The organism is Streptomyces sp. NPDC041940, assembly GCF_055589465.1.
Map to the genome: position 1 here is coordinate 687,906 of NZ_JBVJBP010000001.1, position 22,638 is coordinate 710,543.

Annotated in this window: 19 protein-coding genes, 1 pseudogene and 1 riboswitch; of the genes and pseudogenes, 9 read left to right on the forward strand and 11 right to left on the reverse strand. The window is 72.9% G+C overall.

The window, feature by feature from the left end; all coding sequences use genetic code 11:
- Positions 1 to 45: 45 nt before the first annotated feature.
- The 4 genes from pknB to thiO form a co-directional block, all read right to left on the reverse strand.
- On the reverse strand, positions 46 to 1,980 hold the full coding sequence (gene pknB / locus ACZ6I3_RS02970) for a Stk1 family PASTA domain-containing Ser/Thr kinase (RefSeq protein ID WP_469411095.1): 1,935 nt from the start codon (positions 1,978 to 1,980) through the stop codon (positions 46 to 48).
- Between the two features lie 111 nt (positions 1,981 to 2,091).
- Positions 2,092 to 2,889 (reverse strand): thiazole synthase, encoded by a 798-nt coding sequence (locus tag ACZ6I3_RS02975; protein ID WP_469411097.1) that lies wholly within the window; start codon positions 2,887 to 2,889, stop codon positions 2,092 to 2,094.
- A 2-nt stretch (positions 2,890 to 2,891) separates the two neighbouring features.
- Positions 2,892 to 3,092: a sulfur carrier protein ThiS gene (gene thiS / locus ACZ6I3_RS02980; protein ID WP_391104974.1), complete on the reverse strand. Its 201-nt coding sequence runs from the start codon at positions 3,090 to 3,092 to the stop codon at positions 2,892 to 2,894.
- A complete protein-coding gene (thiO, locus tag ACZ6I3_RS02985) occupies positions 3,089 to 4,258 on the reverse strand; it encodes a glycine oxidase ThiO (protein WP_469411100.1) in 1,170 nt (389 codons plus the stop codon). Before thiO ends, thiS begins: the two co-directional genes overlap by 4 nt.
- Positions 4,256 to 4,367, reverse strand: a riboswitch (TPP riboswitch). Its footprint overlaps the gene before it by 3 nt.
- A gap of 52 nt (positions 4,368 to 4,419) precedes the next feature.
- Between thiO and ACZ6I3_RS02990 the strand changes: the two genes are divergently transcribed.
- The 6 genes from ACZ6I3_RS02990 to ACZ6I3_RS03015 all read left to right on the forward strand — a co-directional run bounded on the left by ACZ6I3_RS02990 (position 4,420) and on the right by ACZ6I3_RS03015 (position 9,753).
- Positions 4,420 to 4,770 (forward strand): avidin-fold protein, encoded by a 351-nt coding sequence (locus ACZ6I3_RS02990; RefSeq protein WP_469411102.1) that lies wholly within the window; start codon positions 4,420 to 4,422, stop codon positions 4,768 to 4,770.
- Between the two features lie 32 nt (positions 4,771 to 4,802).
- Positions 4,803 to 6,044, forward strand: coding sequence for an NAD(P)/FAD-dependent oxidoreductase (locus tag ACZ6I3_RS02995; protein ID WP_469411104.1), 1,242 nt, complete (start codon positions 4,803 to 4,805; stop codon positions 6,042 to 6,044).
- Positions 6,045 to 6,123: 79 nt separating this feature from the next.
- The gene (locus ACZ6I3_RS03000; protein ID WP_469411106.1) at positions 6,124 to 6,489 is read left to right on the forward strand and encodes an Rv2175c family DNA-binding protein; all 366 of its coding nucleotides are present in this window, start codon (positions 6,124 to 6,126) and stop codon (positions 6,487 to 6,489) included.
- 575 nt (positions 6,490 to 7,064) lie between these two features.
- The gene (gene thiE / locus ACZ6I3_RS03005; RefSeq protein WP_469411108.1) at positions 7,065 to 7,721 is read left to right on the forward strand and encodes a thiamine phosphate synthase; all 657 of its coding nucleotides are present in this window, start codon (positions 7,065 to 7,067) and stop codon (positions 7,719 to 7,721) included.
- Positions 7,722 to 7,825: 104 nt separating this feature from the next.
- Complete coding sequence (gene metF / locus ACZ6I3_RS03010; RefSeq protein ID WP_469411109.1) at positions 7,826 to 8,749, forward strand: methylenetetrahydrofolate reductase [NAD(P)H]; 924 nt, start codon at positions 7,826 to 7,828, stop codon at positions 8,747 to 8,749.
- Between the two features lie 56 nt (positions 8,750 to 8,805).
- Complete coding sequence (locus ACZ6I3_RS03015; RefSeq protein ID WP_469411111.1) at positions 8,806 to 9,753, forward strand: SCO2102 family sporulation regulator; 948 nt, start codon at positions 8,806 to 8,808, stop codon at positions 9,751 to 9,753.
- A 28-nt stretch (positions 9,754 to 9,781) separates the two neighbouring features.
- Here ACZ6I3_RS03015 and ACZ6I3_RS03020 read toward each other — a convergent pair whose 3' ends face one another.
- The 4 genes from ACZ6I3_RS03020 to ACZ6I3_RS03035 form a co-directional block, all read right to left on the reverse strand.
- Positions 9,782 to 11,302, reverse strand: a complete 1,521-nt coding sequence (locus ACZ6I3_RS03020) for a phytoene desaturase family protein (protein WP_469411113.1) — start codon at positions 11,300 to 11,302, stop codon at positions 9,782 to 9,784.
- 404 nt (positions 11,303 to 11,706) lie between these two features.
- Positions 11,707 to 12,336, reverse strand: coding sequence for a TetR/AcrR family transcriptional regulator (locus ACZ6I3_RS03025; RefSeq protein WP_469411116.1), 630 nt, complete (start codon positions 12,334 to 12,336; stop codon positions 11,707 to 11,709).
- Between the two features lie 47 nt (positions 12,337 to 12,383).
- The gene (locus ACZ6I3_RS03030) at positions 12,384 to 14,468 is read right to left on the reverse strand and encodes a YhgE/Pip family protein (RefSeq protein WP_469411117.1); all 2,085 of its coding nucleotides are present in this window, start codon (positions 14,466 to 14,468) and stop codon (positions 12,384 to 12,386) included.
- Positions 14,440 to 15,222, reverse strand: a complete 783-nt coding sequence (locus ACZ6I3_RS03035; protein ID WP_469411119.1) for an ATP-binding cassette domain-containing protein — start codon at positions 15,220 to 15,222, stop codon at positions 14,440 to 14,442. Before ACZ6I3_RS03035 ends, ACZ6I3_RS03030 begins: the two co-directional genes overlap by 29 nt.
- Before the next feature lie 179 nt (positions 15,223 to 15,401).
- On the opposite strand from ACZ6I3_RS03035, the pseudogene ACZ6I3_RS03040 reads away from it, so the two are divergent.
- From ACZ6I3_RS03040 to ACZ6I3_RS03050, 3 genes and pseudogenes are all read left to right on the forward strand, one after another.
- A pseudogene (locus tag ACZ6I3_RS03040) lies at positions 15,402 to 15,964 on the forward strand (SAV_6107 family HEPN domain-containing protein).
- A gap of 196 nt (positions 15,965 to 16,160) precedes the next feature.
- Positions 16,161 to 16,988 (forward strand): methyltransferase, encoded by an 828-nt coding sequence (locus ACZ6I3_RS03045; protein ID WP_469411121.1) that lies wholly within the window; start codon positions 16,161 to 16,163, stop codon positions 16,986 to 16,988.
- A 279-nt stretch (positions 16,989 to 17,267) separates the two neighbouring features.
- Positions 17,268 to 17,669, forward strand: a complete 402-nt coding sequence (locus ACZ6I3_RS03050) for a DUF3040 domain-containing protein (RefSeq protein ID WP_469411123.1) — start codon at positions 17,268 to 17,270, stop codon at positions 17,667 to 17,669.
- A gap of 124 nt (positions 17,670 to 17,793) precedes the next feature.
- Here the strand turns inward: ACZ6I3_RS03050 and ACZ6I3_RS03055 are convergent, their stop codons facing one another.
- The 3 genes from ACZ6I3_RS03055 to ACZ6I3_RS03065 are packed head-to-tail and all read right to left on the reverse strand — an operon-like array spanning position 17,794 to position 22,585.
- Positions 17,794 to 20,187 (reverse strand): transglutaminase TgpA family protein, encoded by a 2,394-nt coding sequence (locus ACZ6I3_RS03055; protein WP_469411125.1) that lies wholly within the window; start codon positions 20,185 to 20,187, stop codon positions 17,794 to 17,796.
- Entirely contained in the window at positions 20,184 to 21,548 is a 1,365-nt protein-coding gene (locus ACZ6I3_RS03060; RefSeq protein ID WP_469411127.1) for a DUF58 domain-containing protein, read from the reverse strand. The genes ACZ6I3_RS03055 and ACZ6I3_RS03060 overlap by 4 nt, the downstream gene beginning before the upstream one ends.
- The gene (locus ACZ6I3_RS03065; RefSeq protein ID WP_469411130.1) at positions 21,548 to 22,585 is read right to left on the reverse strand and encodes an AAA family ATPase; all 1,038 of its coding nucleotides are present in this window, start codon (positions 22,583 to 22,585) and stop codon (positions 21,548 to 21,550) included. Before ACZ6I3_RS03065 ends, ACZ6I3_RS03060 begins: the two co-directional genes overlap by 1 nt.
- Between the last annotated feature and the right edge of the window lie 53 nt (positions 22,586 to 22,638).

Here is a 22,638-nt window from a genome sequence, read left to right on the forward strand (position 1 = left end):
ATGCGGCCGGCCCCGCCCCGTCCAGGGGCTCCCGGCCCGCGCCCGTCACCTGATCTTGATGGTGATCGTCGAACCCTTGGGCGCGGACTGGCCGCCCTCGACGGACTGGCCCTTGACCTCGTCGCCGAACAGGCCGAGCAGACCGCGGTCCTCGTCCACCTGGAACCCGGCGCCCTCCAGCGCTTGCGTGGCGTCGTCGACGTTCTGGCCGACCACGTCAGGCACCTCGATCATCTCGGGGCCCTTGGAGAGCGTCAGCGTCACCGTGTCGCCCTCCGCCGCGCGGCCGCCGGGGTTCGGGCTCTGCTTGGCGACCTGGCCCTTGTCGAACTCGGAGGAGTTGACCCGCTCGGTGGCGACCTTCACCTTGAGCCCGGCTTCCTGCAGCTGTGCCCGGGCGTCGGCCTCGTCCGCGCCGGTGACGTCGGGGACGTCGATGGGGCTGCCCTTGCTGACGACGAGCGCGACGGCGGTGCCCGCGCGCACCTTCGTGCCGTCGGCGGGCCGTGCGGAGATCACCGAGCCCTTCGGCACGTCCTCGCTGAACTCCCGGGTGACCATGCCCGGCTGCAGCCCGTCCTCCTTCAGCTGGGCCCGCGCCTTGACGAGCTTCTGGCCGGCCAGGGCGGGCACCCGCACGGTCTCGGGGCCGTCGGAGACGGTGATGCTCACCGTGTCGTTGCCGCGGATGCGCGACCCGGGCTTCGGGTCGGAGCTGATGATCTGGCCCCGCTCCACGGTGTCGCTGTAGGCGTGCTCGACCTTGCCGAGATCCAGCCCGGCGTCCTCCAGCCGGCTCTCGGCCTGGGACTGGGTCTTCGCCAGCAGCGGGGGGACCTCGGTGAACTGGCCCGAGTTGATGTACCAGATGCCCGCGCCGAGGCCCAGCACCAGCAGCACGGCGACGGCGATCGCCAGCGGGCCGCGCCGGGCCCCCGGGCGGCGCCGGGACGGCGGGGGCGGCGGGGACTCGAAACGGCTGGTGCGGTCGAGCGCCGCCTCGGACGTCTCGTCGTCCTCGTTGACCGGCAGCGGGCGCAGGTTGGTCAGCGCGCGCGGGATCACGCTCGTACGGTCGTCGGCGCCGTCGTGCTCGGCGCTGAGCGCCTGCGGCGGCACCGCGTCCAGCTGCTCCTCGCTCAGCCCGGCGCGCCCGTCGCGGACCCGCGCGAGCAGCGCCACCGCGTCGTGCGGGCGGATGTCCGGGGTGCGGGCGGTCGCCGAGGCCACCATCTCGTCCAGCTCGAAGGCCAGACCGGGCACGGCGGCCGACGGCGGCGGGACGTCCTCGTGCAGGTGCTTGTACAGGATCACGGCCGGGGAGTCCCCGTCGTGCGGCTTGTCGCCGGTCAGCATCTCGTACAGCATCACGCCGCACGCGTACACGTCGACGCGGGGGTCCGCGGTGCCGTTCTCTATCTGCTCGGGAGCGAGGTAGGCGACCGTGCCGAGCACGGTCCCTGTGGTGTTCGTCACCGTGTCCACGGCCCGGACGAGTCCGAAGTCGGCGACCTTCACCCGGCCGTCGTCCCCTATCAGGACGTTCTCGGGCTTCATGTCCCGGTGCACGAATCCGGCGCGGTGGGCGGCGCCCAGCGCGGCCAGCACCGGCTCCAGGATGTCCAGGGCGGCGCGCGGCTGCAGGGCCCCGCGCTCGCGCAGCACGTCCCGCAGGGTGCAGCCCGCGACGTACTCCATGGCGAGATAGACGTAACTGCCGTCGGTGCCCTGGTCGAAGACCTGCACCACGTTCGGATGGGCCAGTCGGGCGACGGACTTCGCCTCGCGGATGAACCGCTCGACGAACGAGCCGTCGACGGCGAGCGAGGGGTGCATCACCTTGAGCGCGAGAACGCGGTCCAGCCGGGTGTCCACAGCCCGGTAGACCGTCGCCATCCCGCCGACGGCGATTCGCGCGTCGATGCGATACCGGCCGTCGAGCACCTGCCCGACCAAGGGGTCCTGAAGGGTCGTGTCCACGCAGGCGAGTGTACGAGCCACGACCGACACCCCGCCGCCCCGGCCGTTTCCCGGTGCGGGACTGCAGCCGACCTGTGACGTGTGACCAACCCCGCTGCGGGCATCGCACAGCTACCGGAAAGCAGGCCGCTCCGGATCGAGTACAGCCATCCCCTCACCCGGCGAAGACGCCTCCGCGAAGTGCCGCCGAGGAATCCGCCCGGCTCGATACGCCAACCGCCCCGCTTCCACCCCGTTCCGCATGGCGGCAGCCATCAGCACCGGCTCCTGCGCCCGCGTCACCGCCGAGGCGAGCATCACACCCGCACACCCCAGCTCCATCGCCAGCGCCGCGTCCGACGCCGTACCGGCCCCGGCGTCCAGAATCACCGGCACCCCCGCCCGCTCGACGATCAGCTGGAAGTTGTGCGGGTTGCGGATGCCGAGCCCGGAGCCGATCGGCGAGCCGAGCGGCATGATCGCCGCACAGCCCACGTCCTCCAGCTTCCGCGCCAGCACGGGGTCGTCATTGGTGTACGGCAGCACCGTGAACCCGTCGTCGACCAGCGTCTCGGCCGCCTCCAGCGTCTCGATCGGATCCGGCAGCAGCGTGCGCTCGTCGGCGATGACCTCCAGCTTGACCAGGTCGGTGCCGAGGGCCTCGCGCGCGAGACGGGCCGTGAGGACGGCCTCTCCGGCGGTGAAACAGCCCGCCGTGTTGGGCAGCACCCGGATGCCGAGCCGGTCCAGGACGGACAGCACGGAACCGTGCACCGAGGGGTTCACCCGGCGCATTGCGACCGTCGTCAGCTCCGTCCGCGACGCGACCAGCGAACGCTCCAGCACGTCGAGGCTGGGCGCCCCGCCCGTGCCCATGATCAGGCGGGACGTGAAGGACGTACCACCGAGGACAAACGGATCGTCGGCCATGGTCAGCCTCCTTGGACGGCGGTGAGGACTTCCACACGGTCTCCCTCGGCGAGGGACGTGGACGGCCACCGCGTGCGCGGGACGACGGTTTCGTTGAGGGCGGCCGCCACTCCGGAGGGCGAGGTGGTGAGCGACCTCACTACGGTGTCGAGAGCCGTGCCGGGCCGGACGTCCCGGGGCTCCCCGTTGACGGAGATGTTCATACGGGCTGCTCCGTGAGTGCGGTGATGGTACTGAAGCGCTTGGGGGTGAAGGGACGGGCTTCCTCGGGGAGTTCGCCCGTCGCCAGGACGTGCGCCATGGCGTCGCCGGTCACCGGCGTGAGCAGGACACCGTTGCGGTAGTGCCCGGTGGCCAGCAGCAGGCCCTCGAGACCGGTCGGGCCGAGCAGCGGCGCGTTGTCGGGGGAGCCGGGCCGCAGTCCCGCCCGGGTCTCCGTGAACGGCAGCTCGGTGATGCCCGGGACCAGCTCGTGGGCGTCGCGCAGCAGCTCGTACACGCCGCCCGCGGTCACGGTGGTGTCCCATCCCGTCTCCTCGCTGGTCGCCCCGATGACCAGCTCGCCGCTCTCGCGCGGCACCAGGTAGACATGGCTGCCGCGCACGACCGCGCGCACGGTCCGGCTCAGGAAGGGCCCGTGCCGCCCCGGCATGGTCAGCCGTACGACCTGCCCCTTCACCGGTCGCACGGGAGGCAGCACGTCCTCGGGGACGCCCGCGAGCCGCCCGCTGAGGCTGCCCCCGGCCAGCACCACCTGCCCCGCCTCCAGGGCGGTCCCGTCGGCCGTGACGACGCCGGCGGCCCGGTCCCGTACGACGGTGAGCCGCTCCGCCCACGCCCGGTGGATGACCACTCCTGCCCGCTCGCACGCCGTCACCAGCGCCCCGGACAGCCGCCGCGGGTCGATCTGGTGGTCGCCGTCGACCCGCAGCCCGCCGCGCACGCCCGGCGCGAGCATCGGCTCCAGGCGACGGCACTCCCGCCCCGACAGCCACTGCGAGTCCAGGCCGGACTGCTGCTGCAGGGCGTGCAGTTCACGCAGATGGGCCCGGTCGTCGGCGTCCAGGGCGACGGCGAGGGTGCCGCAGCGGCGGTAGCCGAGGTCGTGGCCCGTGAGGTCGGTGAGCTCGGCCGCGAAGTCCGGGTAGCGCCGGGCGGAGGCGAGGTTCAGGCCGAGCAGGGTCTGCTCGCCGTAGTGCAGTTCCGTGACGGCGGCCAGCATGCCGGCCGCCACCTGTGCGGCCCCGCCGCCCGGCTCGGGGTCCACCACGGCCGTGACCAGCCCGCGTTGTGCGGCCCGCCACGCGGTGACCAGGCCGATGATGCCGCCCCCGATGACGAGGACGTCTGACGTTCGCGTGCGCGACATGGGCGTCCAGCCCCTCCCTTCGCCGGCATGACCCGGATCAGGTTCGTACGGTCGGAGGCCGCCAGCCTCCCTCTCAGCCCGGTGCGTCCGGGCTCCCGCGAGTGCTCTACGTTGGCCACCCTAGCCCGATGCCGTATGTCGCAGTAAGGGAGCCTCCGTCCATGGCCCGATCCCTCGACGGTCTTCTCCTCGCCCCGGTCGCCGACCAGGCGCCGGGCCAGGTGGGGACCCGCACCCGGTTCACGTACCACGAGAAGGACGGCGAGATCTGGGCCGAGTACACGGGCGGCGACGTCGTACGGGGGCATCTCGTGGGTACCCGGGAGGATGACCGGCTGGACTTCCGCTACGTACAGCTCAAGCAGGACGGGACCACGTCCTCGGGGCACTGTGTGTCGACGGTCGTGGAGCTGCCCGACGGGCGGGTGCGGCTGGAGGAGAGGTGGGAGTGGGAGTCCCAGCGGGGCAGCGGGACGAGCGTTGTGGAGCAGGTCACTGCGCATGAGCACTGACTGACAAAACGTCAGGTGTCTATGGTGATCAGGTGAGCGAGCAGACACAGGAACCAGGTCCGTCAGCGCCGCGGCGCGTGGTCGTGGCGGGCGCGGGCATGGCCGGTGTGCAGACCGCGGTCGCCCTGCGGGAGCAGGGATTCACCGGCACCGTGATCCTCATCGGCGCCGAACCCCATCAGCCGTACGACCGGCCCCCGTTGTCCAAGGCCGTCCTGCTCGGCAAGGCCGAGGGCTCCGCCTTCGACCTCGACTTCGAGGCCCTCGGCATCGAACTGCGACTCGGCTGCGAGGTGCTGGGCCTGCGCCCCGGCGACCACGAGCTGGACACCGAGGACGGGCCCGTGCCGTACGACGCCCTCGTCGTCGGGACCGGCGCCGAACCGATCCGGCTGCCCGGCGCGGAGGGCGTGCCGGGCGTGCATCTGCTGCGCACCCTGGACGACGCCGAGCGGCTGCGGCCCGTGCTGGCCCGCAAGCACGACATCGTGGTCGTCGGGGCGGGCTGGATCGGCGCGGAGTTCGCCACGGCCGCGCGCGAGGCGGGCTGCGCGGTGACCGTCGTGGAGGCCGCCGAGCGGCCGCTCGCCGGGGCCCTGCCCGCCGAGGTCGCCGCCCCGATGGCCGGCTGGTACGCCGACGCGGGTGCGGTCCTGCGCACCCACGCGCGCGTGGAGCGCGTCGAGCCCGGGGCGGTGCTCCTCGACGACGGTACGCGGCTGCCGGCGGGAGCGGTCGTGGTCGGCATCGGCGCCCGCCCCGCCACGGCCTGGCTGGCCGGCTCCGGAGTGGAGCTCGGTGCCCAGGGCGAGATCGTGTCCGACCAGCACCTGCGTACGTCGGTGCCGGACGTGTACGCGGTCGGCGACTGCGCCTCCTTCCCCTCGGGGCGGTACGGCGAGCGCCTGCTGGTGCACCACTGGGACAACGCCCTCCAGGGGCCGCGCACGGTGGCCCTGAACATCGTCGGCGGGGCCTCGGGGGAGGCCCCGGCGGTGTACGACCCGGTGCCGTACTTCTGGTCCGAGCAGTTCGGGCGGTTCGTGCAGTACGCCGGGCACCACGCGGGCGCCGACACGACCTTGTGGCGGGGCGACCCGGCAGGGCCGGCCTGGACGGTGTGCTGGCTCCGCGGTGACCGGCTGGTCGCGCTGCTGGCGGTGGGCCGCCCCCGGGACCTGGCGCAGGGGCGTCGCCTGATCGAGTCGGGCGCCGCCATGAATCCGGTGCTGCTGGAGGACCCGGCGAGGCCGCTGAAGGCGGCGACGGCGTAGCCGTCGGGGAGCGCGTTCGTCCGCCCGGGCGGGCCGGGCTGACTTCCGACTGTCAGTGGGGGATGGCAGGCTTGTTTCCGTGACCGAGATTGACGCAAAGATCGATGCTCTCGTCCCCGCCTGGCTCACCCTCCCCGACATCGCCGAACAGTTCGATGTCGAGGTGACGCGTGTGCGGCAGCTGGTCAAGGACGGCCAAGTCATCGCCGTACGCCGAGGTGAGAACCGCGCGCTGCACGTCCCCGCCGCCTTCATCGACGGGGACAAGGTGGTCAAGGGCCTGACCGGGACCCTGACGCTCCTGCGGGACGACGGCTTCACGGACGAGGAGATGCTGGAGTGGCTCTTCACCCCCGACCCGAGCCTGCCCGGCACCCCGGCGCAGGCACTGAGTGAGAATCGCGGCACGGAGGTGAAGCGCCGCGCCCAGGCGCTCGCGGTCTGACCCGACCTCGACGAGACACCGTCCGGTGCCGTGCGAGCGGGGCCGGACCTGAACGACTGCCCGGAGCACGGGCCGCGGTCCGTGGGACCACGGCCCCGGGGTGGCTCGCGCCCTCTCGGGGCGTGGGCCACCGGGCCGGGCCCCCTCCCGGGGTGCCTTGGGCTGCCCGGCCCGGGGCGGTCTCCGCCTCCCGCCGGGGCTCGGCTGCCGCCCGGTCCCGGTGAGAGACTCGGGACCTGCCCGGGCTTGCCGTGGCCCTTGCGGGCAGCGACCGGCAGCGTGGCCTCGCCGCCTGCCGCGCGACTCGGCGGGTATGCCGACGAGGCGGGGTGCCGACTGCCCTGCCGGCACCGGCACGGGGCGCTCCGGCGTCCCTGGTCGCGCCCCTCGCACAAGGGCGCTTCGGCCGCCTGCCCGGCGCATACGGCCGACACGGGCGCCGTGGCGCCCGGCAATTCCACAGGCTCGGGTACGTCGCGTACCCGCCGCCATCGCCACTGGCACGGGTCGCGTACCCGCCGCCACCGCCACTGGCACGGGTCCCGTACCCGCCGCCACCGACACAGGGGACACGCATGCCCGACACCGCCACCACCGCACGGGCTCAGCTCGCCGACGCCCGGGTCTACCTCTGCACCGACGCCCGCAAGCGGCAGGGCGACCTCGTGGAGTTCCTCGACGCCGTGCTGGCCGGTGGGGTCGACATCGTGCAGTTGCGGGACAAGGGCATGGAGGCCGGCGAGGAGCTGGAGCACCTGGCCGTCTTCGCCGACGCCTGTGCCCGGCACGGGAAGCTGCTCGCGGTGAACGACCGCGCGGACGTCGCCCACGCCGCCGGCTCCGACGTGCTGCACCTCGGCCAGGGCGACCTCCCGGTCCCGGCAGCCCGCGCGATCCTCGGCGACGACGTCCTGATCGGCCGGTCCACGCACGCCGAGTCCGAGGCCGCCGCGGCCGCCGCACAGGACGGCGTGGACTACTTCTGCACCGGCCCGTGCTGGCCCACCCCCACCAAGCCCGGCCGCCACGCCCCCGGCCTGGACCTCGTCCGGTACACCGCCGCCCTCGGCACCGAGCGCCCCTGGTTCGCCATCGGCGGCATCGACCTCGGCAACCTCGACCAGATCCTGGAAGCGGGCGCCCGGCGCGTCGTCGTCGTACGGGCGATCACCGAGGCCGACGACCCGGGCGCGGCGGCGGCCGAGTTCGCGAAGAGGCTGCGGGAGAAGTAGTACGCCGGTCGGCCGCATGTCCAAGGGGTGGACAACAAGTACACAAATCGGGCAAATATCGATGCCCGGTTGGGGGACCGACCGCCCCTGGCTAACCTGCCGGTATGGCCCTCGGCACCGCATCCATCAGGTCGGACCACGCACGCACCGTCCGCGACATGCTCGCGTCAGGCAAGACGACGTACTCGTTCGAGTTCTACGCGCCCAAGACCCCGAAGGGCGAGCGGAACCTCTGGAACGCGCTGCGCCGGGTCGAGGCGGTGGCGCCCGACTTCGTGTCCGTGACCTACGGAGCGGGCGGTTCCACCCGTGCGGGCACGGTCAAGGCGACCGAGGCGATCGCCTCCGACACCACCCTCACCCCGATCGCGCACCTCACGGCCGTCGACCACTCGGTCGCCGACCTGCGCAACATCATCGGCCAGTACGCCGACGCCGGGATCCGCAACATGCTCGCCCTGCGCGGCGACCCGCCCGGCGACCCGATGGGCGACTGGGTTCCGCACCCCGGGGGCCTGGCCTACGCCGCCGAGCTCGTCGAGCTGATCAAGGCGTCCGGCGACTTCTGCGTGGGCGTCGCCGCCTTCCCGGCGATGCACCCGCGCTCCAGCGACTGGGACACCGACGTCCGCCACTTCGTCGACAAGTGCCGCGCGGGCGCGGACTACGCGATCACGCAGATGTTCTTCCAGCCGGAGGACTATCTGCGGCTGCGTGACCGGGTCGCCGCCGCCGGCTGCGACACCCCGGTCATCCCCGAGATCATGCCGATCACCAGCGTGAAGTCGCTGGCGCGCATCCCGTCCCTCACCAACGCCGCCTTCCCGGACGCCCTGAAAGAGCGGATCCTCACAGCAAAAGACGATCCGGCCGCTGTACGCTCCATTGGGATCGAATTCGCCACGGAGTTCTGCGCGCGGCTGCTCGCCGAGGGAGTGCCCGGCTTGCACTTCATCACGCTCAACAACTCCACGGCGACCCTGGAAATCTACGAGAACCTGGGCCTGCACCACTCACCGCAGGCCTAGACCGTTCGCACCGGTATACGACACACTGCGTAGCGGCGACTGGGAGAGGGGCGTACATGGGCTGGGCGGTCCTCTACATCGCGTTCGGCATCGTCGCGCTGTGGCTGCTGGGCGAGGTGCTGCTGCAGTACAAGGCGCGGCTGCGCTGGCGGCTGCTCGCCTTCGCCGGCTTCCTCGGCGTCGTCGTCGGTGTCCTGATCCCGTCGGTCGTCGTGATCGGACTGGGCGCGGCCGCCTTCGCGGTCGGGCAGACCTACGTCACCCTGTCGTTCCGCAGCGGCTTCGCGTCCGGCTGGGCGATGAACGCCCCGATGCTGGGCGGCGGCAAGCGCGGCCGCGGTGAGCGGGGCCGCCAGGAGCCGACCCTCGAGGTCTCCGGCATGGAGGCGACGGGCGGCGGCTACGGCGACGAGGGCGGCGAACGTGGCGACTACCGCCGCGACGTCGACTCCTACGGCCACGGCGACGACTACGACCGCGACGACGTCTTCACCCCCGCGCGCCCGCTCCAGCCGACGGCCGCCGAGACCACTGCGGTCTACGAGCCGCAGCCCATCCCGGACGACACCGGCTCCTACGGCGTCTACGGCGACACCGGCTACCCCCAGGACTCCCCCCACGACCAGTACGCCGCCACGGCCCAGGGCACCGACCAGTCCTACGCCTACGACTACTCGGGCTACGGCCAGCAGCAGGGCTACGACGCCACCGGCCAGCAGCAGTACGCCGCCTACTCCGACCCGTACGTCGGCAATCCCACCTACGGCGGCACCTCGTACGACACCGGCTACGGCGACCAGCAGTACTACGGTCAGCAGCAGGGCTACGGCCAGGACCAGTACGCCGGCACCTACGGCGGCGAGACCCCGCCCGGCGGTGCGTGGGTCCCGCAGCAGCGCACCGACGAGTACGGGCAGGAGCTGCCGCCGGAGCAGCCCTACCCCTACCAGGGCAACGGGCAGCAGCCGCAGGGCAACGGCTTCGACGAGCAGTACCGTTTCTGAAGCCTGAGCCCCGCCGGGGTCGGTGGGCTCACTGGGAGCCCCGGAACCCAGGCCCCTCCACGATCAGTCCCGCGACCAGCGCGCCCGACATGCCCGCGTGCGGCAGTCCGCCGCCGGGGTGCGCCCAGCCGCCGACGGTGAACAGGCCGGGCACGCGCGTGCTGTTGGACGGGTGCAGCAGCCGCCCGTCGGCCGCCGCCAGTGCCTGTACCGGCACCGCCCCGCCCTCCGCGCCGGTCTCCTCGGCGATGTCGGCCGGGGTACGCACCTCGTGCCAGAGGAGACGGTCGCGCAGGTCGGGTATGGCGCGTTCGGCGACGCTGATCATGGTGTCGGCGAGGTCGTCGTAGGGCTTGTGGGGCTCGTGGGGCTTGTGGGGTTCGTCGGGCCGGGCGGGCACCACCGTCGTGAGGGTGACCGCCTCGTGATCCCGGTCCGGGACCAGCGCCGGGTCGTCGGGCCGCAGGACCGTGACCGTGGGCTGTGCGTTCGCCGAAGCCGTGCCGAAGAGGGCGTCCAACTCGGTATTCCGGTCCGCCGCGTGCACCACCGTGCGGTGTGCCGTGCCCTCGGGGCGGGCGCCGCGCAGGCCCAGCAGCACCGTGAGCCGACTGGCCGACGCGGGCTGCGGCGGTACCTCGCCGTCACCGCGCACCACCGTGCCCGCCGTCAGCCGGTCCAGGGTGCCGGGCGTGACTCCGGCGACCACGAAGTCTGCCTCCGCGACCGTCCCGTCGGCGAGTTCCACCCCCGACGCCCGCCCGTCCTTCTCCAGCACGCCGGTCACGTCGGCGCCGAAACGGAACTCGACCTTTCTGGCCACGCACCGCTCGTACACCGCCCGCGCCAGCTCGCGCAGGCCCCCGCGCACGTACCAGACGCCGAAGGCGTGCTCCATGTACGGCAGTACGGCCGCGCTCGCCGGGGTGGTCCGGGGGTCCAGGCCCTGGGTGAGGGCGTGGCTCTCGAGGAGGGCCGCGAGCCGGGGGTCGCGCAGCTCCCAGGCGCCGATCTCGGCGAGCGTGCCGGCCCGGCGGGTGCGCAGCAGCCGCTTGTGGGGCACCGCCGGGTAGGGCTCGCGCTCGGCCAGCACCCGCCAGTTCGGCCACAGCGGCTCCTCCAGGAGCGGGCGGCGGGTCCGGTCCCAGGCCTCACGGGCCCGGACCAGGAAGTCGCCCCACCGGTTCCCGGTGCCCGGGCCGAGGCCCTCGTCCAGAGCGGTGACGACACCCGCGCGCGAGGCGTTCGGCAGCGACACCACGGTGCCGTCCGCGAACACGTGCCGGGACGAGGGGTCGACCTGGACCAGCTCGACGCACGCCTCCAGCGGCTCCTTGCCGGTCTTGATGAACAGATCGCGATAGACGGCCGGCAGCGGGAGCAGGCCGGGGCCCGTGTCGAAGGAGAACCCGTCACGCTCGAAGCGGCGCAGCGATCCGCCGTACGTGTCCGTCCGCTCGTACACCGCCACCCGGTGGCCCGCGACGGCCAGCCGGGCGGCAGCCGCCAGCGCGCCCGTCCCGGCGCCGATCACCGCAATCCGTGCCATGCCAAGGACTCTATCCGCCCCCACTGACAGCGCCTTCTGGTGCCGTGTGCGCAGGGCTGAGTACCCGTACCTAGTGGGGGAGTTGAGTACGCGCGCGGATGGGGGAGGGCCGGCGGGGACGAGAGAGTGGAGGCACGGAAAGGGGCACGGCTCCGGCACCGGCGACACGGGGCGCCGGAACGGGGCCGGCCCGCGATCCGCTCCTTCCGCCGGCCGAGTCGGCGGGAGCGAGGCACGGGGGAGAACCGGGGGACGACCGAACGGGGGTCCTGCGGGGGACGCACGGGGGAGCAGGAAACGGGGGAGCAGGAAACGGGGGAGCAGGGAAGGCGCCGGTTCGAGGTGGCCCGCGGGGGACGCGGCCACAGCGGACCGGCGCCTTCACGTCTGCGCCGGGTCCGGCCTCACCGGCAGCCGCTCACCCTCCCCTGGAGCAGCCGGGACAGTGCCGCGTGCACATCGTCCAGGGAGCGCTCCGCCTGGAAGGACTTCCAGTCGAGCGCGGCCACCAGGACCATGCCGACCAGCGCGGACGCCGTCAGCGGGACGTCGATCTCGTCACTGAACTCGCCGCCCTCGACACCCTCGCGCAGTACGTCCTCCACGACCGCGACGGCCTGTTGCCGGACCACCATCAGCGTGGACTGCCACGTCCGGTTGGTGCGCCACAGCTCGGCCACGTACAGCTGGGTGAAGGCCGGGTAGCGGTCGATGAAGACCAGGCCCGCTCGGATCATCGCGTCCAGGGCGTCGACCTTGGTGCCGCCCTCCCGGGCGGTCCGCTCGGCCGCGTCCCGGAGGGAGGCGGTGAGGAGGCCCACTCCGTGCCGCAGCAGTTCCTCGAAGAGGACGGACTTGCTCGCGAAGTTGTAGTAGACCGTGCCCTTCGCGACACCGGCACGCTCGGCGATCTCGTCCACGGTCGTGGCGGAGAAGCCCTGCTCGGCGATGAGCGTGACGGCCGCCTCGTAGAGCTTCTGCCGGGTGGCCTCGCGGCGCGTGCTGCCGCCCGACGTTGCACTGCTGCTTTCCATGGCCCTGATTGTCACAGGAACCTTTCCGGGAGATGTGCCGGTGGGGCTCACAGGCTCAGCTCCGGGTGCAGCCGGTCCAGCGTCCACACCTGGCGGCGCCGGGCCGCCACGGCGGTCAGCGCGAGGGCGCCCGCGGTGAACGCCGTCAGCACCACGCACGCGTGCCACACCGGTTCCAGGCCGCCGCCCGTGATGAGCCTCCTGAGGGCCTCCACGACGTAGCTCATCGGAAGGAAGGGGTGGAGCGCGTTGAAGAAGCCGGGGCTGGTCTGTACGGGGTACGTGCCGCCCGCCGACGTCAGCTGGAGCATCAGCAGGGCGAGGACGAGGATCCGGCCCGCCGCCCCGAAGCGCGCGTTCAGCCACTGCACGATCGCCGCGAAGCACGCCGTCACCAGGAAGAGGAAGCCCACCGTCCCGGCCGCCCGCGCCATCTCCAGGCCGACCGCCCAGTGCAGCACCGACATCAGGGCCACCGTCTGGAGCACCCCGATCGCCACCACCGGCAGCCAGCCGGCCAGCGCGATCCGCCACGCCGTGGCGCCCGCGGCGAGCGCGCGCCGGTTCATCGGCGTGATCAGCATGTACGCCACCATCGCGCCCACCCACAGCGACAGCGGGATGAAGTACGGGGCGAAGCCGGTGCCGTAGTTGGGCGCCTTGTGCAGGTCCTGGGAGGCGAGCCGCACGGGGTCGGCCATGACCTCGGTGCGCTGGTCGCGGTCCTGCTTGCCGTAGTCGGGGATCTGCTCGGCTCCGTCGTGCAGTCCGCCGGCGAGCTTCCCGGAGCCGCCGACGAGCTTGTACATGCCGCCGTTGAGGTCGTCCGCGCCGGTCTTCAGATCGCCGACGCCCTTGTCCAGGTCGGTGGCACCGGTCCTGGCCGTGCCGAGCCCCTTGTGCAGCTTCTTCGCGCCCGCGGCGACCTTGGCCGCCCCGTCGTTCAGCTTGTTGATCTTCTTGACGGCGTCGTCGAGGTCCTCGGAGAGGTGCGGCGCGCGGTCGGCGAGGGCCTGGGACTGCTTCTGGAGGGTGGCGAGGTGCTTGTCGAGCTGGGTCAGGTCGCCGTTCTGGTCCGCGATCAGCGTGTCGAGGTCGTCGGCGATACCGGCCACGTCGGCGGCGGCGTCCTTGGCCTTCTTCAGGTCGGCGCAGGCGGCGTCGGGCAGTACGGGGTCGTCACAGCGCCTGGCATAGGCGCCGTTCAGCGTGTCCGACGCCGTACGGGCGTCCTTGGCGGCGGCCGGGGCCCGCTCCGCCAGGGTGTCCAGGTGCTTGCGGACCGCGCCGGAGGTGTCGGCCACGAACTGGGCCGTGTCGCCGATGGTCTTCTCGTTGCCCTTCAGGAAGGGGCCCACCTTGCCGGCGTTCGTGTTGACCTTGTCGGCGAGCCTCCGCGTGCCTTCCGCGACCTGCTTCGAGCCGTCCTCCAGATCGCCCGCGCCCGTGTGGAGCTTCCTCAGGCCCGTGGACAGCTTCCCGCTGCCGTCCTTGGCGTCCTTCAGGCCGTCGGCGAGATCCTTGGAGCCCTTCTCGGCCTTCCCGATGCCGCCCTTGAGCTTGTCGGCGCCCTTCGCGGCCTTCACGGTCTCGCCGTGGATGTCGGAGAACGACACGAAGATCTTGTCCAGGAAGGATCGCGACGTCTTCGTGGACGCGGCCTGGCGCACCTCGCTGAACACCGTCCGGGAGATCTGTCCGACGATGTAGTTGTTCGCGTCGTTGGTGCGCACCTGGAGGGCGCCGGTCTCCGGGGACTTCCCGGAGCTGGAGGCGATCCGCTCGCTGAAGTCGCCGGGCATGGTGAGCGAGAGGTAGTAGGTGCCGTCCTCGACGCCCTCGCGGGCCTCGGCGGCGCTCACCTCGCGCCAGTCGAAGGTCTTGCTGTCGCGCAGCTTCTCCGTGATGTCGTCGCCCGCCGTGACCTTCTTCCCGTCGGCGGTCGCCCCCTTGTCGTCGTTCACGAGCGCCACGGGGATACGGTCCAGCCGGCCGTACGGGTCCCAGAACGACCACAGGTACAGCGCGCCGTACAGCAACGGCAGCACGAGCAGCGCGACCAGTGCGGCGCGCGGCAGCTTCCCCCGGCCGAAGCGGCGGAGCTCAAGCGCGGCCAGTCTCGGCGAGCGCATCGGCCTTCTCCTTGTCCTCGCTCTGATGGGTGCCCTGCGGGGTTTCCTGACGGGGGCTCTGCCGGGTGGACACCTTGACGGCGCCCTCGGGGGCCTCGCTGCACACCGCCACGACCGTCGTCCCGGCGTCGGCGAGGGACCTGAGCAGGGCCCAGACCTCGTCCCGCTCGCCGTCCGAGAGCTTGAGGTCGGTGTCGTCGACCCCGAGCAGCCGCGGCCGGGCGACCAGGGCGAGAGCGACCGACAGCCGCAGCGCCTCCAGGCGTTCCAGATCGCGTACGGCGGTACGAGGGCCCTTGGGCAGCGCCGCCAGGTCGAGTCCCGCCGCGGCCAGTGCGGTGTCGACCCGCAGTCCGGCCTCGGCCGCCCGCTCGCCGCGGGGCCGCAGCAGCCCGCGCAGGGAGTCGCCGAACCGCCTGTGGAGCAGGGCCCGTTCGCGCAGGTGCTCGCCGACGGTGAGCGCCGGTTCGAGGTCGGTGACCCCGGGCACGTGGGCCAGGGCACTGACGTGGCGCACCGCCGCCATCTGTTTCGGGAGTCCGGCGTCGCCGACCGCCGCGGTGCCCTCCGTGATCTTCATCCGTCCCGTCAGCCCGAGCAGCAGGCACGTACGGCCGGACCCGGACGGGCCCTCGACCGCGATGAGCGATCCCGGCTCGGCGTCGACGGACATCCCGCGGAACGCCCACCCGCGCGGCCCCTTGATCCCAAGGCCTTCGGCGGCGACCCGCACCCCTCCCGTTTGTTCCCCCACGGGGCTCCCCTGAATGTGAGCATGAATTTGAACTGACTGGTCAGTGCAAAAACTACTCCGAACCCACGATCGAAGCAAAACCGCAGGTCAGAACGGATTGTCAGTGCCATACCTCACGATGGGTCACATACGGCACTCCGTGGGAGGAGCCGCCGTCACACGACGACAGGAGGTTCGTCATGGCCAGCAACCACGCAGCAGCCGCCCGCCGGCGCCGCGCCACCGGCCCTGCCCCCTCACTGACCGGCCCGGCGAGCGACGTACACCCCGTGCTGCGCCGGGCCACGGCCCCGCCCGCCGCCCTCGACCTGCTCGCCCAGGCCCGCTCCGGCCTCGAGGAGGCCACCGCCCTGGACACCCCGAACGAGCGCTACGCGACGGCCCACCTCGCCGCCCTCCGCACCGCCGCCGCCGTCCTCGCCGCCCGGGGGAGGCCCGAGACCTCGACCGGGCCCGGACCAAGATCCGGAGCGCCTGGGAAGTGCTCCCCGAGATAGCACCCGAACTGACCGAGTGGAGCGCGCTGTTCGCCGCCGGCGCCCGGCGCCGGGCCCGCGCCGAGGCGGGCATCCGGGGCGCGGCGAGCGGCCGTGACGCCGACGACCTGATACGGGACGTGGCGATGTTCCTCCGCCTCGTCGAGCGCATGCTGGTCCTCCAGCCGGTCCTCCCGCAGCCGCGCCCGGACCAGGACCGGCCGGAGGATCCCGGCGCGGGGAGGGACATGCCGGACGCCGGCTGACCGGGTAGGGGCGCTCCGGATCCGCCCGGCCGGCACCGGCTCGTGTCCGTGCCGGGACCGCTCCTGCGGGCCGCCGCGTCCGAGGCAATAGGGTGGGAGACGCCTGAAGTCTTCCCTCCCCGCAGCCGGGGCCGGGGGAGGCACCCCGTTCGCTCCGCCGCGCAAGAGGCGGTGCCGCGCCGAGGAGTCAACTGCCGTGTCGGACCCGATGCGCCCACCCGTCTCCCCCCACCAGCCTGAACCGACGTCGTTGCGCTCCGGCCCTTCCCGCTCTCGCGCCTCACTCCGTACCGCCGTGGTCTGGGAGATCCTCCAGGACGCCTTGGAACGCCGGGTCAAGGCCACGGGCCGGGAGCAGCTGGACGTCCTCGACACCGGAGGCGGCAGCGGCAACTTCGCGGTGCCCGCCGCCCGCCTCGGACACCGGGTCACCGTCGTCGACCCCAGCCCCAACGCGCTGTTCGCCCTGGAGCGCCGCGCCGCCGAGGCCGGCGTCGCCGACCGGGTGAAGGGCGTGCAGGGCGACGTCCACGGCCTCTTCGACGTGGCCGAGCGCGGCGGCTACGACGTGGTGCTGTGCCATGGCGTCCTGGAGTACGTGGACGACCCCGCCGAGGGCGTCCGCAACGCGGTGGCCGCCCTGCGCCCGGAGGGCGTCCTGAGCCTGCTCGCCGCCGGTCTGGGGGGTGCCGTGCTCGCCCGCGCCCTCGCCGGTCACTTCAAGGAGGCCAAGCAGGCGCTCGACGACCCGAACGGCCGATGGGGCACGGGTGACCCCGTGCCGCGCCGCTTCACCGCCGAGCAGCTCACGGGACTCGTCGAGGGCGCGGGCCTGCGGGTCGGTGCCGTGCACGGCGTGCGGGTCTTCGCCGACCTCGTGCCCGGCGTGCTCGTGGACACCGAGCCCGGCGCCCTGGAAGCGCTGCTGAAGCTGGAGGAGGCCGCGGCCGAACTGTCGGCCTTCCACGCGGTGGCCACGCAGCTGCATGTGCTGGGTGAGACCGGTGGGGCGGTCGAGGCCTGAGCCGCTTCGTGAGGTACCACCCCTGATCAGCGCCTTGACTGTGCATGGAGTACGCCACAGGCCCCCCGAATGGGGGCTTGGCGCCGTATGATCGAGGGAGACCGTTCCGGCATGACGGGTCGGCCGCCGGGGAATGGAAGCCTCAGCGAGCCGGGACGTCCATGGCGGGTTCCGGTTGGTCAGTTGGCGCAGAGGGGCGGGTTTCACGGGGGCGATTCCCTGCCTATCCTGAAGAGACCCCCCGGGTCGCCCCGGCGACTGCACGATGAGGAGGACTCCGTGCCGCTCTCGGAGCACGAGCAGCGCATGCTCGAGCAGATGGAGCGAGCGCTGTACGCCGAAGATCCCAAGTTCGCGACGGCGCTCGAGGGAAGCGGGCTGCGTACGTACACCCGGCGACGGGTCTACCAGGCGGTCGCGGGCTTCCTCGTAGGTATTGCGCTCCTCATGGCCGGTATGGTCGCCAAGCAGGTCTGGCTCAGCGTCGTGGGCTTCCTCGTCATGCTGGGCTGTGCGGTGCTCGCCGTGACCGGCTGGCGCAAGGCCCCCAAGCCGGGCGAGCAGGCGGCAGGCGCCGCCGGACAGCAAGCCCGCCGCCAGGGCGGCCGGCAGCGCCGCTCCATGATGGACCGCATCGAGCAGCGCTGGCAGAAGCGCCGCGACGAACAGGGCGGCCACTAGTCCCCACCGGTCCCGGAGCCGAGTTCTCCGGGACCACGCGAAGACGTGAATCAGGGGGTGACCACCGACCGGGTGGTCACCCCCTGACGCATGCCGTCGACGACTTGCCGTGGGCTCAGCGGGTTCAGCCCTGCTGCCCCGAGGCCTTCCGCCACGTCGGCCGCATGGCCAGGACGCGTTCCCGCACCCCCGACCACCAGGCCGACGCCGTCCACACCACACGCGCGGTGGAGCGTGGGGCGAGGACCGCGCGGAGCCTGGCGCCCCTGCCGACCGCGGCACTCAGACCAGCTGTCGCACTACGGACGTCGTCCGCGATGCCCGCCGTCGGGCGGGGCCGGGGCGCGTACAGGACCTGCTCCACCGCGTTCGCCACCCGGTGCACAGAGGCCGCGGCCGTCGCGTCGAGCCCGCCCAGTCCCACGATGCGGGCGGCCGCCTTGCGCGGGGTCTGTGACTCGTCCGGCGTGATGCCGAAGTCCCACGCGGTGTCGGTCAGCTCCTGCCAGACGGCCAGCGTGTACGGCGCCGCGTCGGCATCGCCCCGGCCATGTGCCCCGAGCCGGACCGTGCGGGTCCGCAGGCGCCACAACATCGGGGCCAGGGGGAGGGCCAGGGCGGCGAGGCCCGCCAGGGCCCAGGCCAGGAGCGCGTACCACTTCGGGCCTTCGTCGTCCGTGGCCAGGGCCGCCTGCGGGGACTCGCTCGCGCACCCGCCGTCCAGCTTCTTCTGCTCCGGCGTGCAGCTCTCGCTCGCCGAGGGCCTCGCGGAAGGCGCGGCGGACGACGTCTCGGACGGACGCGCCACGTCCGGAACCGAGCTGCCCGTGTCGTCCGGCAGCGTGTACGACGGCATCGAGCCGCGGTTCGGAGTCGGCTCGAAGCGGGTCCAGCCGACGCCCTCGAAGTACAGCTCGGGCCAGGCGTGCGCGTCCCGAAGCCCCACCGACACCGAGCCGTCCGCCTGCGGGGAACCGGGTGCGAAGCCCACCGCGACCCGGGCCGGTATGCCCAGGGAGCGGGCCATCGCCGCCATCGCGAAGGAGAAGTGCACGCAGAAGCCCTGCTTGTCCTTCAGGAAGCGGGCGATCGCCTGCGAGCCGCTGCCGACCTGCACCTGGGTGTCGTACTCGAAGCCGCCGGTCACGGCGAACCAGTCCTGGAGCTTGACCGCCTGGTCGTACGGGTCGGCCGCGCCCTCGGTGACCTTGCGGGCCGTGTTCGCCACCACCGACGGCAGCGAGTCGGGCAGCTTGGTGAAATCACGCTTGATGGACGCCGGCGGCTCCGGCGCCGAGGCCAGCTGCTCCGCCGTCGGCTCCACGTCCAGGCTCTTGACCTGGTACGTCAGGCCCCGGGTGTTCTGGCCGTGGTCGCCGACCAGCGTCATGCCCAGGGGTTCGTAGCGCCAGTTGCCCCGGATGTTCACCCCGCTCGGCGGATACGGCATCGGTAGCCAGTCCTGGGCGTACCAGTCGGCCGCGGTGATCGTGGTGTCGACCTCCGTGCGCTTCACGTCCGGGCCGAGGCCGACCGGGGTCGGGAACGTGCCGTCGGGGAGGGCGGTGATGGACCGCCGGGACGGCTTCCAGGTGGTGCCGTCGAAGTCGTCCAGGGACACGATCCGCAGATACAGGTCCGAGACGTCCGGCATCTTGGTCTTCACGGACAGGACCTGCTGGTCCTCGTCCGCGTTCAGGCTGTCGCGCAGCGACACCAGCGGGTTCACCGCGGAGATCGTGCCTCCGCCGCCCGCGCCGCCGCCCGCGCCGGCCCCCACCGAGTCCAGCAGGCCGCCGTTCATCGCGGGCAGACCGAGCGGAACCACCAGGGCGATGCCCAGCGCGACCACGCCGATGCGCCGGCCGGTGCGGACCGGGGCGACCGCGCCGCTCTGCTCCCCTCCGGCCGTGCGCGAGGCCCCGCCGAAGACCCGGCCCCACTGGGAGAGGCGGTCCCGTCCCTCGGCCAGGAGCAGCATCAGATAGCCGGTGGCCGCGACCAGGAACCACAGCCAGTCCGTGCCCCCGTCGGAGAGTCCCGCGGCCACCGAGTACAGCGCGAGCAGGGGCAGCCCGGCCGGGGCGGCGCTGCGGAAGGTCACCGCGAGGGTGTCCACCAGCAGCCCGATGACCAGGACCCCGCCGATGAGCATCAGCCGTATGCCGTCGGACTCCAGCGGGGCCGGGATCGCGTACCGTGCGATGTCGTCCCCGCCCTGCCGGAGCAGGACCGCGAAGCGGTCGAGGGCTTCCGGCCCCGGGACCAGACCGGCGAGGGCCTGTCCACGGGCGAACACGAACGTCAGCAGGAACACCGTGACCAGGGCCTGCGCCGCGACCGTCAGCGGCCGGGCCAGCGGCACCCTGCGGGCCGCGGCACCCACGCCCGCCTGCACGCCCAGCAGGAAGGCCGCCTGCACGATCCACGTGGCCGGTCGGACGAGGGGCAGCAGGGCGCACGCGGCCATCAGCGTGGCCGCCCACGCGCCCAGCGTCAGTCGTATCCGCCCGCTCATCCCGGTCCCTCCCCGCCGCCGGCCGCGGCCACGCCCCTGCGCTCCCGGTCCGCATGTCGCCACAGGTCGTCCAGGGAGGCCCCCCGCGGCACGCCCACAGTCGTCCAGCCCGCCTCGCGCAGCATGCGCAGCCGCTCCTCGCTCCCGTCCGACGGACCGGGCACATCACTCGGTTCCCGCACCCAGGTCTCGCTGTCCAGTACGAAGGCGACCGCGCCTCCGCCGCGTTGCCGCATCCTGGCCACCACGGCCGCCTGTTCCTCGTCCAGATCGCCGAGGAAGGCCACCAGCAGCCCCTCGTTCCCGCCGCGCAGCACGTCGTAGGCCCGGGACAGGCCCTCGCCGTCGGAGTGGTCGATCACCGCGAGGGTGTCCATCATCAGCCCGGCCGCGTCCGCCGACCCCTGGCTCGCGCCCGCGAAGCCGTCGCCGCCCTCGCCGGGCACCGCGCTGCCGGTGTCGGTCAACAGCCTCACCGAGAAGCCGCGTTCGAGCATGTGCACCAGCACGGACGCGGCGCCCGCCACGGCCCACTCGAAGGCCGCGTCCGGGCCCGCGCCCTGGAAGGCGATGCCCCGGGTGTCGAGCAGCACCGTGCAGCGGGCGCGCTGCGGCTGCTCCTCGCGGCGCACCATCAACTCGCCGTAGCGGGCCGTGGAGCGCCAGTGCACACGGCGCAGATCGTCGCCGTAGCGGTATCCGCGCGGGATCACGTCGTCCTCGCCGGCCAGCGCGAGCGAACGCTGCCGCCCGTCGCCGTACCCCTTCGCCTCACCGCTGAGGCGCACCGGCGCCAGCGGCTCCACGCGCGGGATCACCGTCAGGTTGTCGTACGTCGAGAAGGACCGGGTCAGTTCGCACATGCCGAACGGGTCGGTCAGGCGCAGCTGGAGCGGGCCCAGCGGGTAGCGGCCGCGCAGGTCGGAGCGCACCCGGTAGGACACCTCGCGCCGGCCGCCCGCCTCCACCCGGTCCAGCACGAAGCGCGGCCGGGGGCCGAGCACGTACGGCACCCGGTCCTGGAGCATCAGCAGGCCCGTGGGCAGCCGCGAGACGTTGTCCATCCGCAGGTGGACCCGGGCCTCGCTGCCGGCGGGCACGCGCGCGGGGGAGAGCCGGCGGCTGCCCGCGACCCGGTAGCGCGTGCGGTACAGGACCGTCGCGCACACCAGCGGCAGCACCGCCAGCAGCAGACCCACCCGCAGCAGGTCGCTCTGCCCGAGCACATAGCTGCAGACGGCGGCCGCGACGCCGGCGGCCAGGAAGGAGCGTCCGCGGGTGGTCAGACCGGCCAGGGCGGTGCGGATGCCGCCTTTCTCGTCCCGGTCGGCCTCCGCGTGCCCCGTCCCCGCGGTGGTCATCACATCCTCCGCGGCGGCTGCTGGGGATACGCCGGCACACCGCGGCCCAGGCCGCCGAGGCCGGTCTGCTGCGGCGCCGCCGGCACCGGCGTGCGCTGCAGGATCTCCTCGACGACCTGCTCGGAGGTGCGGCGGTTGAGCTGGGCCTGGGCGGTCGGCAGCAGGCGGTGGGCCAGGACGGCGACGGCCAGCGCCTGCACGTCGTCCGGCAGCGCGTACTCCCGGCCGCTGAGGGCCGCGGACGCCTTCGCCGCGCGCAGCAGGTGCAGCGTCGCGCGCGGGGAGGCGCCCAGTCTGAGGTCAGGGTGCGTGCGCGTGGCGCCGACCAGGTCCACCACGTAGCGCCGGACCGGGTCGGCGACGTGCACGCCGCGCACCGCCTCGACCAGCTTGAGGATCTCGTGCGCGTGGGCCACGGGCTGGAGGTCCTCCAGCGGCGAGGCGCCGCCGTGCACGTCCAGCATCTGCAACTCGGCCTCCGCGCTGGGGTAGCCGACCGAGACCCGGGCCATGAAACGGTCTCGCTGGGCCTCCGGCAGCGGGTAGGTGCCCTCCATCTCGACCGGGTTCTGCGTCGCCACCACCATGAAGGGGCTGGGCAGCTCGTAGCTGCTGCCGTCGATGGTGACCTGGCGCTCCTCCATCGACTCCAGGAGCGCGGACTGTGTCTTGGGCGAGGCGCGGTTGATCTCGTCGCCGATCACGACCTGCGCGAAGATCGCGCCCGGCTTGAACTCGAAGTCACGGCGCTGCTGGTCCCAGATGGACACACCGGTGATGTCCGACGGCAGCAGGTCGGGCGTGAACTGGATGCGCCGCACCGAGCAGTCGATGGACCGCGCCAGTGCCTTGGCCAGCATCGTCTTGCCGACCCCCGGGACGTCCTCGATCAGCAGATGTCCCTCGGCCAGCAGTACGGTCAGCGAGAGCCGTACGACCTCGGGCTTGCCCTCGATCACGCCTTCCACCGACTCCCGCACCCGCTCCACCACGGCGGTCAGATCAGTGAGGCTCGCTCGATCGTCATAGGTCGTCACCCGGCCCTCCTCGGCCTTTCCCGTGCTCCCAGGGAGCACGGGATACCCCATTT